Origin of the sequence: Erythrobacter colymbi, from assembly GCF_002155685.1 — a bacterium.
GTDB classification, from domain to species: Bacteria; Pseudomonadota; Alphaproteobacteria; order Sphingomonadales; family Sphingomonadaceae; genus Erythrobacter; species Erythrobacter colymbi.
On record NZ_MUYK01000003.1, the window covers coordinates 330,667 to 342,363 of the forward strand.

13 protein-coding genes are annotated in these 11,697 nt (G+C 66.8%); 6 read left to right on the forward strand and 7 right to left on the reverse strand.

The window, feature by feature from the left end; genetic code table 11:
* The first annotated feature begins 163 nt into the window (after positions 1-163).
* From pufB to pufM, 4 genes are all read left to right on the forward strand, one after another.
* Positions 164-310, forward strand: a complete 147-nt coding sequence (gene pufB, locus BZF57_RS08285) for a light-harvesting antenna LH1, beta subunit (protein WP_086736647.1) — start codon at positions 164-166, stop codon at positions 308-310.
* A 92-nt stretch (positions 311-402) separates the two neighbouring features.
* On the forward strand, positions 403-588 hold the full coding sequence (gene pufA, locus BZF57_RS08290) for a light-harvesting antenna LH1, alpha subunit (RefSeq protein WP_086736649.1): 186 nt from the start codon (positions 403-405) through the stop codon (positions 586-588).
* A gap of 98 nt (positions 589-686) precedes the next feature.
* The gene (pufL, locus tag BZF57_RS08295) at positions 687-1,511 is read left to right on the forward strand and encodes a photosynthetic reaction center subunit L (RefSeq protein ID WP_086736651.1); all 825 of its coding nucleotides are present in this window, start codon (positions 687-689) and stop codon (positions 1,509-1,511) included.
* Positions 1,512-1,525: 14 nt separating this feature from the next.
* Positions 1,526-2,497, forward strand: a complete 972-nt coding sequence (gene pufM, locus BZF57_RS08300) for a photosynthetic reaction center subunit M (protein WP_086736653.1) — start codon at positions 1,526-1,528, stop codon at positions 2,495-2,497.
* A gap of 152 nt (positions 2,498-2,649) precedes the next feature.
* Here pufM and BZF57_RS08305 read toward each other — a convergent pair whose 3' ends face one another.
* The 7 genes from BZF57_RS08305 to BZF57_RS08335 all read right to left on the reverse strand — a co-directional run bounded on the left by BZF57_RS08305 (position 2,650) and on the right by BZF57_RS08335 (position 9,589).
* A complete protein-coding gene (locus BZF57_RS08305) occupies positions 2,650-2,904 on the reverse strand; it encodes a hypothetical protein (protein ID WP_143738424.1) in 255 nt (84 codons plus the stop codon).
* Positions 2,905-2,944: 40 nt separating this feature from the next.
* Positions 2,945-3,427 (reverse strand): TspO/MBR family protein, encoded by a 483-nt coding sequence (locus BZF57_RS08310; RefSeq protein ID WP_206073226.1) that lies wholly within the window; start codon positions 3,425-3,427, stop codon positions 2,945-2,947.
* Positions 3,428-3,494: 67 nt separating this feature from the next.
* Positions 3,495-4,688, reverse strand: a complete 1,194-nt coding sequence (locus BZF57_RS08315) for a geranylgeranyl diphosphate reductase (RefSeq protein ID WP_086736655.1) — start codon at positions 4,686-4,688, stop codon at positions 3,495-3,497.
* On the reverse strand, positions 4,685-6,046 hold the full coding sequence (locus BZF57_RS08320) for a BCD family MFS transporter (protein ID WP_086736657.1): 1,362 nt from the start codon (positions 6,044-6,046) through the stop codon (positions 4,685-4,687). The genes BZF57_RS08315 and BZF57_RS08320 overlap by 4 nt, the downstream gene beginning before the upstream one ends.
* Positions 6,046-6,966 (reverse strand): chlorophyll synthase ChlG, encoded by a 921-nt coding sequence (chlG, locus tag BZF57_RS08325; protein WP_086736659.1) that lies wholly within the window; start codon positions 6,964-6,966, stop codon positions 6,046-6,048. Before chlG ends, BZF57_RS08320 begins: the two co-directional genes overlap by 1 nt.
* Positions 6,967-7,270: 304 nt before the next feature.
* Complete coding sequence (gene ppsR / locus BZF57_RS08330; RefSeq protein WP_086736661.1) at positions 7,271-8,692, reverse strand: transcriptional regulator PpsR; 1,422 nt, start codon at positions 8,690-8,692, stop codon at positions 7,271-7,273.
* Positions 8,693-8,704: 12 nt separating this feature from the next.
* Entirely contained in the window at positions 8,705-9,589 is an 885-nt protein-coding gene (locus tag BZF57_RS08335; protein WP_240505900.1) for a cobalamin B12-binding domain-containing protein, read from the reverse strand.
* 296 nt (positions 9,590-9,885) lie between these two features.
* Here BZF57_RS08335 and bchF point away from each other — a divergent pair, with 296 nt between their 5' ends.
* Positions 9,886-10,392 (forward strand): 2-vinyl bacteriochlorophyllide hydratase, encoded by a 507-nt coding sequence (gene bchF, locus BZF57_RS08340; RefSeq protein WP_086736666.1) that lies wholly within the window; start codon positions 9,886-9,888, stop codon positions 10,390-10,392.
* Positions 10,389-11,693, forward strand: a complete 1,305-nt coding sequence (locus tag BZF57_RS08345) for a ferredoxin:protochlorophyllide reductase (ATP-dependent) subunit N (protein WP_240505901.1) — start codon at positions 10,389-10,391, stop codon at positions 11,691-11,693. Before bchF ends, BZF57_RS08345 begins: the two co-directional genes overlap by 4 nt.
* Positions 11,694-11,697: the final 4 nt, after the last annotated feature.

The window sequence follows — 11,697 nt, forward strand, 5'->3', positions numbered from 1 at the left end:
GCCCTTCACCACCCTTTGTCGCTGCTGCGGGTGATCCCCGCATCGGCACAAGCCCATGCCCCCCTTCCACAGGGGGCTCTCCAATCCACGTGGGGGATCACGCGGGGATGCCGACGGGGGCCTTCGGGCTCCCACTCACACCCAACTGAACGGAGACAACCCAATGAATGAACGCATCGGGACTCACCTGACCCCTGAAGAGGCTCAGGAAATCCACAAGGGCTTCGTGGGCACCTTCACCATCTACGTGGTGATCGCGCTCGTCGCCCATGCGCTGGTCTGGGCCAACAAGCCCTGGCTGCCGCTCTGATCGAAGACCGGATTTCGGCCGGGCGCCGCGGGTGATCCCGCAGCTCTCAGCTGACACCCTGTCTATCTGCGAAACATTCGAAGGAATTCACCATGTGGAGAATTTGGTTCTACTTTGGCATCCGCCGCGTCCTGGTGGCGCTGCACGTTGGTCTCGCCGTCCTGGCGTTCACCATCCACTTCATCCTGCTCAGCACCACCAACTACAACTGGTTGGAAGATGGCGCTGCGCCGGCTGCGGCTGCTGTCACTGCACCGGGCACCCCGGCACAGGGATAGAAGCCACGAAATGTGAGGGGGCAGGTTCGCCTGCCTGCCTCCTAACACTCGTCGAACAACCTTAAGCAACCCGCCCTCGTGGCGGGGAGGATGGACCTATGGCGCTCCTTAGTTTCGAGCGGAAATACCGCGTCCGCGGTGGCACATTGATCGGCGGCGACCTTTTCGACTTCTGGGTCGGGCCGTTTTATGTCGGATTCTTTGGAGTGACAGCAGCGATCAGCGCCCTTCTGGGCACCATGCTGATCTTCGCCGCCGCTACACAGGGCCCGACCCTCAACCCCTGGCTGATCTCGATCAACCCGCCGCCGGTCGAATACGGCCTGAGCCTGGCTCCGCTGAAGAATGGCGGATACTGGCAGATCATCACCTGCTGCGCAGTCGTGGCCTTCGGGTCATGGGTGGGGCGGCAAGCGGAAATCTCGCGCAAGCTCGGCATGGCCTACCATGTGCCGATCGCCTTCAGCGTCGCGGTTTTCGCCTATGTCACGCTCAACGTGATCCGTCCGCTGTGGATGGGCGCGTGGGGCAACGGCTTCCCCTACGGTATCTGGACGCACCTCGAGTGGGTCTCGAACGTCGGCTACGCCTTCGGCAACTTCCACTACAACCCCGTGCACATGCTCGCGATCACGTTCTTCTTCACGAACTGTCTCGCGCTCGCGCTGCATGGCGGCCTGGTGCTGTCGGCGGTCAATCCGAGCGGGGGCACCGACGTCAAGTCGCCCGAATACGAAGACACCTATTTCCGTGACTTCATCGGCTATTCGGTCGGCACGCTCGGCATCCACCGGGTGGGGCTCTTCCTGGCGCTCAACGCCGGGTTCTGGAGCGCCGTCTGCATCGTCATCTCCGGCACTCTGTATGTCGGCAGCTGGATCGAATTCTGGGATTTCTGGAAGAAGATCCCGATCTGGTCGTAAGGAGCACCTGAACCATGGCGACTTATCAGAACATCTTCACGCAGGTGCAGGTCAAGGGGCCACCCGAAATGGGTGTGCCGCTGGCTCCTGAGGAAGATACACGCATTCCCCTTACCGGTTACAGCTACTGGATGGGCAAGATCGGTCAGGCCCAGTTCGGCCCGATCTATCTCGGCACCACCGGGGTGATCAGCCTCGCCTTCGGAACGCTGGCGATCATGATCATCGGGCTCAACTTCTGGGCCCAGGCCGGCTGGAGCCCGCAGACCTTCATGCGCGAGTTCTTCTGGCTCTATCTGGCGCCCCCGGCTCCGGAATATGGCTTCAGCCCCTTCGTCCCGCTGGACAAGGGCGGCTGGTGGATCCTCGCCGGCTTCAGCCTGACGGTCTCGATCCTGCTGTGGTGGGTCCGCACCTACCGCCGCGCCAAGGCTCTGGGCATGGGGATGCACATTCCCTGGGCCTTCGCGAGCGCCATCTGGCTCTACCTCGTGCTGGGCTTCATCCGCCCGATGCTGCTGGGCCAGTGGTCCGAAGCCGTGCCTTTCGGCATCTTCGAACACCTCAACTGGACCAACAACTTCTCGCTCACCTACGGGAACCTGTTCTACAATCCGTTCCACGCGCTCTCGATCGTCTTCCTCTACGGGTCGGCGGTGCTGTTCGCGATGCACGGGGCGACGATTCTGGCTCTCGGCCGCTACGGCGGGGAGCGCGAGATCGAGCAGATCACCGACCGCGGCACGGCTGCCGAACGCGGTGCGCTGTTCTGGCGCTGGGTGATGGGCTTCAACGCGACCTTCGAGTCGATCCACCGCTGGGCCTGGTGGTTCGCGGTGCTGACCACGCTCACGGGCGGGATCGGCATCCTGCTGACCGGCACCGTGGTCGATAACTGGTACCTGTGGGCGCAGGAACATCACTACGCGCCCGACACGATCAACTACAACCCGACCGGGGCCGCACAGGCCGCCGCGGGCAACTGATCCGGCACGGGGCCGGGCGTCCGCAAGGGCGCCCCGCCCCTCCGCCGCAGGCAACAGGGTAGACCCGGTCGGACCGCAAGGGTGGTCCGGCCGGGTCTTGCTTTGCGGGGTGTGGTGAAGTTGGCGGAAAGGTGCTCCGTCCCGGCGGGCGCTCAGCCCTTCAGCCGTCCGCGCAGATCCATCAGGTGGAGCGGCAGCGAGGCGGCGAGCGGCAGGGCGATCCACCACCAGTCCGCCCCCGTCAGCGCCGCGCGCAGGCCCAGCACGATGAGCGCCGCAGGGCCAAGGAGCCCCGCAATCGCCGCAAGGCTCCAGCGCCGGGCCAGATGCAGCCACGCCGCCTCGATCGCCAGCACGCCGAGGATCACGTCCGCCGCATGGCCGCTGGAAAAGAGCTGTGCGATCACGGCCTGTGCCCGTCCCCTGCCCCGCCCTTACCGTCCGGCCTCAGCCGAAGGGGGCGTTAAGCTGGACCACCGCCCAGTTGAGCGCGGCGGCGAAGCTTACCCACCCCAGATAGGGCACCAGCAGCAGCGCCGCCCCGCGCGAGAAGCGCGCGACATAGATCATGATCACGAGGATCGAGAGCCACAGCAGCGTCACCTCCCAGAACGCCCAGTCGGGGCGCTGGAAGCGGAAGAACAGGATCGACCAGCTGATATTGAGAAAGCCGTTCAGGGCGAACAGCCCGATCACCCACTCGGCCTGCGCCGCGGTGCGCGCCGCGCGCCAGGCGCTGACGGCCGAGAGCGTGATCAGCGCATAGATCACCGTCCAGCCCATCGGGAAGACCACATCGGGCGGGTTCCACGCAGGCTTCGCCAGCGCCTGGTACCACGGGCCGAGGTCGGTCACCGTGGCCCCCAAGGCCGCCACGCAGAGCGCGGCGACGGTGGCGACGGTCACCGGAATGATCATCATCCGGTTCATGAACCAGAGCCTATGCCGCGCGGGTTCCACCTGCAATGGCCTTGCGTGCAACATCACCCGCCGCGCCTCAATGCGCAGGGCGCAAGCCCAACAGGTGCGCGGTGTCCTTGAGGAAGATCTTGACGTGCGCCATCGGCTTCGCGCGCACCAGCTTCTTGTGCATGTAGGCCTGCCAGGTCAGCTCCTGCACGTCCTTGTCGTCGCACATGGTGACGAACCGCTCGCGGCGCTTGTCGGACGAGTACCAGAAGTACTGCATCATCCCGAGCACCCAGAAAACGCGGCCGTGCTCCTTCATGAAGCGCTTGCGGGCGGTGCGCAGCTGCCTGGCCTCGCCGGTCTTGAGGAAGGCCGCCGCCGCATCGGCGACATAGCGGCCGCCAACCATGGCATAATAGATCCCCTCGCCCGAGGCCGGGGCGACGATCCCGGCAGCATCGCCGGCGACGATCACGTCGGCGCCATTGTCCCAGCGCTTCAGCGGCTTCAGCGGAATCGGCGCGCCTTCGCGGCGCACGGTCTCGCAGCGGTCGAGGCCCAGATCGTCGCGGATCGTGGCGATCGCACCGCGCAGACTGAAGCCCTTGTTGGCGCTCCCCACCCCGATGCTCGCGACCTCGCCGTGGGGGAAGACCCAGGCGTAGAAATCGGGCGAGAGGCGGCCCTGGTAATAGACATCGCAGCGCGAGGCATCGAACTGGTCGGTGTTCCGGGGCGGCGATTTGATGATCTCGTGATAGGCGAAGACGCAGGGGATGCGTTCCGCGCCGGGGAGGCACTGCTTGGCCACCGCCGAGCGCGCGCCGTCCGCGCCGATCACCACGCGCGCGCGCACGCTCTCGATCGGGCCCCCGCGCGTGCGGCGGAAGGTGACGAGCGGGTGGCGCTCGCCGTCACGCTCGATCTTCTCGAAGGTAGCGGTGAGCCGCTCCGCGCCCGAAAGCCGCGCCCGCTCGCGCAGCCATTCGTCGAACTCCTCGCGGTCGACCATCCCGACATAGCCGATCTCGCCCACCGGCATGTCGACCGCGCGGCCCGAGGGCGCGATCATCCGGGCCGAGCGCGCCTTGGCGACCAGCAGCGATTGCGGAATGTCGAAATCGGCGAGCAGCCGCGGCGGCACTGCGCCGCCGCAGGGCTTGATCCGCCCGCCGCGCTCGATCAGCAGCACCGAATGGCCGGCGAGCGCGAGGTCCGTCGCCGCGGTCGCCCCCGAGGGACCACCGCCGATCACGACCGCGTCGTAGATTGTCTGGTTCATGCGAATTGCTCCCTCTCCAAATTCCGTGCGGCGCTCGCGCGGATCGCGCCTGCGCCGGTGGCTTTCACCGCCAGCAGCGCGGCAAGGACGAAGGCCCCCGCCTCGACCGCGAAGACCAGCTGGAAGGCCGCGCCGACATCGCCGAGCAGCCAGCGCGCCACATCGAGGCCGACCGCGCCGATCAGGCCGCCAAGCCCGAAGGCGATGGCCTGCGAAGCGCCCCACACGCCCATGCGCACGCCCTCGCGGGTGGTCTCGCCGGCACCGGCAAGGCCCATCATCGAGCCTATGGCCGCGACCGCGAAAACGCCGTTGCCGAAGCCCAGCACGAACAGATTGAGCGCGAAGGGCCACGGCGGCCCCGTCACCGCCGCCACCCCCAGCGCGCCGAGCCCGAGGCCCGAGGCGAGGCAGCCGCCGACCACCCACGGGCGCAGGCCCCCCGCGCGGCTCGCGGAAAAGGCGCTGCCGCCGATGCCCGCCACGATCATCCCGATCAGGATGCCGCCCTGGTGGAACTGGCCGACCGTCGCGGTCGATTCTCCCGGGGCCATGTGGAAGATGAGGCCGGCGAAAGGCTCGAGGATCAGGTCCTGCATCGAGAAGGCGATCATCGAGACGAAGATGAAAATGGTGAAGCGGCGCGCGGCCGCCTCGTGCCAGATTTCGGCCAGCGCGGCGCGGAAATCGGGCGGAGGCGCATCGTCGGCGGCGTCGCGGAAGTGGCCCGCCTGCCGCTCGAGCCGCCATGTCGCCAGCACCGTCAGCGCGATCATCACCGCCGCAAGCCCGCCCGCGACCTCGAGCAGGCGCTCAGGGCTGAAAGGCACGATCAGCTTGCCGACCGTGATCGCCGAGGCGACGATGCCGCCGACCATCATGATCCATGTCACCGCCGCGGCCGCCGCGCGGCGCTCGGGCGCGACGCCGCTGGCGAGCAGCGCCAGAGCCGAGGTGCCGCCCGCACCCACGCCGACGCCGACCAGCGCATAGGCGAAGACCGCGAGCGTGATGGCGAAGGCGAAGTTGCTCCCCATCATCAGCGTCGCCTGCGTCGCCAGCAGCGCGCCGGTTGCCAGCACGGCAACGCCGCCGATGATCCACGGCACGCGGGCAGCGCCCTTGTCGGAGCCATGCCCCCACAGCGGCCGGGCCATCTGCACGCCGTAATGCCATGCGACCAGCCCCGCCGGGATCGCGGCGGCGAGCTTGAACTCGACCACCATCAGCCGGTTGAGCACCGCCGTCGTCAGCATCACCAGCGCGCCGATCGCGGCCTGCACCAGCCCGATCCGCACGATGCCGAGCCAGCCGAAGCCCTTGGTCCGCGTCTCGGACGAGGCGAGCGGCGCGTGCATCAGATGTGCCCCCCGAGGCCGAGCGCCGCGGCGAGCATTCCCAGCACATAGAGCGTCACGCCCACGCCATTGTACCACGGCGCGTATTTCGCCGGATCGCGCAGCAGCCGCGGCATGGCGGCGATCTGGGCGGCGAGCACCACGGCCACCGCTCCGGCGGAGAGCGCGTAACCCCAGACCAGCAGCAGCGCGATCACCACCACCTGTGCACCCGCCATCGTAAGGCAAGCCAGCCGCGCCGCGCCGCTCACGCCAAGCACCACGGGCAGCGAGGTAAGGCCGGTCTGGCGGTCACCCTCGACCGCCTTGAAGTCATTGAGGACCATGATCCCGTGCGCGCCGAGCGAATAGAGCACCAGCACCGCCAGCACATGGGCCGAGGGCATCGCGCCCAGCATCACGGTCGCCCCGGTAAACCACGAGAGCCCCTCGTAAGTCAGCCCGCATACCAGCGGGCCGAGCCAGCCGTTTGCCTTGAAGCGCAGCGGCGGGGCGGAATAGACCCAGGCGAAGGCGAGGCCGACGAGGCCGGCGACGAAGACGATCGGCCCCAGCGCCCAGGCGACGCTCGCCGAAACGAGGCTCGCGATAATGGCGATATAGAGCCCCCAGCGGCCCGGGATGCGGCCCGAGGGGATCGGGCGATGTGGCTCGTTGATGGCATCGACGTGGCGGTCGAACCAGTCGTTCACCGCCTGGCTGGTGCCGCACACCAGCGGCCCGGCGAGCAGCACGCCGCCCGCGACAAACCACCAGCGTCCCTCCAGCCCCGCGCCCGAGGACACGGCGCCGCACATGAAGGCCCACATTGGCGGGAACCAGGTGATCGGTTTCAGCAGTTCGAGAACATCGGCCGGTCGCAGGCGCGGACGGGCGGCCGGGGTGGGCACGGTGCGAGTCGAGGGTACCGAGTGCTCCATGTGAGAAGGCTATGCCTGACAGACAATAGCGTCAAATTGTTTTGACACTATATTTCCGACAAACCGTGATTTTGACGTTCAAAATCGTAAACAGGTTGTTGGATATGTCAGATCGGCACATGTCAGGCGGATTGACAGTTGGATTTAGGATCGGTTTTCGGGATGGTGTCGCAGGCCGCTTTCAGCCTGGCACCAGACCCCCTCTAGCCTCCGCCAGACCCCGTCCAGCCCCGTTCAGGGGCGCATTCGGCGCGGGTTCGCGGGGTGCAGAGCGCGGCGGGCGATTTGCCCTACAGGCGCAGGCTTACTCGCCGTCGCCGGCGAGGTTGCCGAGGCCGTAGCGGTGGAGCTTCGAATAGAGGCTCTGGCGCGAAAGGCCGAGGATTTCGGCGGCCGAGGCACGGTTGTCCGAGGTGTAACTCAGCGCCGCCTCGATACAGAGCCGCTCGATCAGGTCGGTGCTCTCGCGCACGATGTCCTTGAGGCTCATGCGGCCGACCAGATCGGTGAGCTGTTCGACCGAGCGCGGGAGATCCTGCGCGCTGGGCGGCAGATCGCGCATCCGGCGGCCCACGGGGCGGATCACGAAGGCGTAATAGCCATCCTCGCCAGTGGTCCGAACCGCCGACAATTCAACGGGTTCGCCTTCGATATCATGGCCGACGCGCAGCACCGTGGCGACATTGCGGGCCGAGCCGTGCTGGTCGATCTGGCCCTCGATCAGGTCGAGGTCGATCCCCGGACGGCCGATCGATTCCGAAAGGTGCCGCCCGCGCAGCTGGTCGACGCTGGCGGCCTGGAGCATCTCGACGAAGGCCGCGTTGGCGGTGACGATCTCGAGATTGCTGTCAGCCACCACGAAGGCATCGGGCATCTGGTCGACCAGCGCGAGAACGGGGGAAAACTCGCCCGCGGGCCGGTCGGTCGCGGGGACGAGGCGGATCAGCAGGAACTGGCCGCGGTCCTGGGTGAAGCCGTTGACGCTCGCCATCACCTCGCGCTGGCCGCGGGTGATGCGGATGCGGCCCGGGCTGACGGTGTCCGACACGAGCGCCGCGCCGACCAGTGACTGGACCGCATCATGCGAGGTTTTGTCGATGAAAGTCAGGAACTTCTTGCCAGCAAGGCTCGCCGGTCGGGCGCCCACGAGGGCATGTGCGGCGGGGTTCGCCTCGCGGATCCGCAGCGTCCCGCCCTCGACGATCATCACCGGCTCGGTCGATCGCTCGAACAGCATCCGGTAACGCGCCTCGAGCTGGCGCATACGCAGGTAATCACGCTCGAGCGATTGCTGGACCTGCAGCAGGCGCTGCTGGAGCTTGCCCGCCTCGCGCAGGTCGCGGCCGAAAGCGATGCGATGCTCGCCCCCGTTGACGCTGAGCACGGCGTAGCGGATCGGCACATCGCCATCGCGCGAGGGGTGGTTGACCTGCCGCCAGTGCTGCACCTCGCCCTTGCGGGCCGCGGCGAGCATCTCCATGATTTTCGGGCGGGATTCGTCGGTGACGGTCTCGATCCAGTTGGTGCCGACGAGGCTTGCAAAGCTCGGGAATTCGCGCGGATCGAAGGCCGCATCGAGGATCGTTCCGGTATCGTCGAGCACCAGCGTGACGTCGCCCGCGACCATCGCCAGCTTCATCGCGGCTTCGGCATCGAGCGTGTCGAACAGCTCGGCCGCTTTACCGAACGGGTGCTTGCCTTCGATGGAGTGTTTGCGGGTGAGCATGGCGTGCCGAACCTACCGGAGGTTCAGATCACGGGTAGCAGCAGTCTTCACCAGGGAGTTTGCAAGTTCCAGCGCTGCAAGCGCGTCTGCCCCCGTGCCATCGGCCCCAACTTCTACCGCAATTCCGGGGTTTTCGTTGATCATTCGCTCGCCGACAAGCACGAAGATATTGGGGTTGGCGGAGACATTTCGTACCGCCTTGATGAGATTGCTCAAAGCGGCGCTAGGGCAATCGCGGGCGAGCGTCAATCCGAGCAGGTCGAAGGGCTGGCGAGCGAGCCGGTCGAGCAGCTCGCGCCGCTCGGGCTTGACCAGCGCCTCGCTGCGCCAGCCGCCGCGGGCGAAGACTTCCTCGATCATCAGTGTGCCGAAATTGTGGTGGTCGCCCGGCATGGGCGAGAACAGCGCGCTGTACGGCAGGGAAAGTCCGGCCAGATCGACCGGCGCGCGCGCGGCGACTTCGCGCATCACTTCCTGAAGGCGCCACAAACCCATTGTAACATCGAGGAAATCGCACTCGTCACGCTCCCACATCTCGCCCAGCTTGCGGGCGGCGGGAGCGAGCAGATCGAGGCAGATCGTCTCGACCGAGGCGCCGTTGGCGATGAAGGCATCGACCTCGGCCAGCAGGCTTGCAGCCTCGAGCCGGAGCGGCAGCATGGCGAAGCGCGAGGCCTCGTCCTGCGAAATCGTGCGGAAACGGCGCTGGCGGGCGCGGCTTTCGGCGGTGGTGTGGGCCATCAGAAGGCGGGGGATAATCTCGCTCTCGATGATGGTGTTGACCGAATCATGCTGATCCGAGTGAGCCGAGGCGCGCCGGCGGACAGCTTCGAGAGGAGCGGTGATCACCCCTCGCAACCCCGCACCGAACATCCCGGATGCCTTGGACTCTCCCATTCGTCAGACCCTCCCAGGTCGTGCGGACGAACCTTCCGCAGGAGGTAGTGACTGCCCCGCAAGGCAGCCTTGGCCCTGATCCCGAATAGCCAGCGACTCCTATCTACGCCTTTTTCGGGAGGCTGGCAAACGACCTTACCTAGGTTGGTCCAATCGTCAACAAGACTGAACGTCCAATTCAATTGACACTTAAGTTGGAAAGCGTAATGATCCGAGTCTGAGAGAAAAGGCTAACGCGACAAATGACTCGGACGGATCACGAATCCCCGGTCGAACCTGGAACCCCGGTGAAAACCATGGTGAAGGGGGCGGGCCACGAGAGGGAAAATTCCCGCGCACTTTACACCGCGGAAGAGCGGCAGCGGCGGGACGAGTCGATCTGGACGGTCGTGCAGGGCGTGCTTGCGCCGGTGCAGTTCCTTGTCTTCCTCGTCAGCCTCGGCCTTGTCCTGCGTGCGCTCACCACGGGTGAAGGCGCCTTTGCCGCCGACGTCTCGATCGTGATCAAGACGCTCGTGCTCTACACCATCATGATCACCGGTTCGATCTGGGAGAAGGTGGTGTTCGGCAAATGGCTGTTCGCCCCCGCCTTCTTCTGGGAAGACGTGTTCTCGATGCTCGTGCTGGCGCTGCACACGATCTACCTCGTGATGCTGCTGCGCGGGATCGGCACGACCGAGCAGCGCCTGCTGGTCGCGCTGGCGGGCTACGGGGCCTACGTGATCAATGCCGGGCAGTTCCTGTGGAAGCTGCGCATGGCGCGCCTCGAGGGCAACTCTCTGCGTCAGGCGGTCGCCGCATGAGCGCGCTCGACATCCTCGATGGCTGTGCGGCCGAACTGGCCCGCCCCGCGGCGGGCACCCAACGCCCGGTGCTGCGCGAACGCGGCCAGCGCGAGGTCTTCTGCGGGCTGACCGGCATCATCTGGCTGCACCGCAAGATGCAGGACGCCTTCTTCCTGGTGGTCGGCAGCCGCACCTGCGCGCACCTGCTGCAATCGGCCGCGGGCGTAATGATCTTCGCCGAGCCGCGCTTTGCCACCGCGATCATGGAAGAGCGTGACCTTGCCGGCATGGTCGATGCGCAGGACGAGCTTGACCGGGTAGTGAACCGCCTGCTCGAACGCCGCCCGGACATCCGCACGCTGTTCCTCGTCGGCTCGTGCCCCTCGGAAGTGATCAAGCTCGATCTCGCCAAGGCCGCCCAGCGCCTCGGCGCTGTGCACATGCCGCGGGTGCGGATCCTCAACTATTCGGGCAGCGGGATCGAGACGACCTTCACGCAGGGCGAGGACGCCTGCCTTGCCGCGCTGGTGCCGGTGATGCCGGCCCTGCCCGCAGATAGCGCCCCCGAGCTGCTGATCGTCGGCTCACTCCCCGATATCGTCGAGGACCAGTTCCTGCGCCTCTTCGCCGATCTCGGCATCACCCGCGTCGGCTGCCTGCCCGCAAGAAACGCCCGCGAGCTTCCGGCTGTCGGCCCGAACACCCGCTACCTCCTCGCCCAGCCTTTCCTCGGCGAGACCGCGATGGCGCTCGAAGGGCGCGGCGCGAAGCGGATCGAGGCGCTGTTCCCCTTCGGGGTCGAAGGCACCTCCGACTGGCTGCGCGCCGCCGCCCGCGAATTCGGCGTCGACCCCGCGCTGACCGAGCAGGTGCTCGCCCCGGGCCGCGAGCGCGCGCGCATTGCGCTCTCCAAGCTGCGCCCGCAGCTCGAAGGCAAGCGCATCAGCTTCCTGCCCGACAGCCAGCTCGAAGTCCCCCTCGCCCGCTATCTGCAGGACGAACTGGGCATGGAGCTGGTCGAGGTCGGCACGCCCTATCTCCACCGCGCGCATCTGGCGCGCGAGCTCGAAAGCTTCGGCCCCAACGTGCGCCTGTCCGAAGGCCAGCATGTCGAGCGCCAGCTGGACCGCGTGCGCGCCGACCGGCCCGACATCACCGTCTGCGGGCTCGGCCTTGCCAACCCGCTCGAGGGCGAGGGGCTGACCACCAAGTGGGCGATCGAACTCGTCTTCTCGCCGATCCACGGCTTCGACCAGGCCGCCGATCTTGCCGAACTCTTTGCCCGTCCCTTGCGGCGGCGCGATCTGCTGGAGGTCTAGGCCG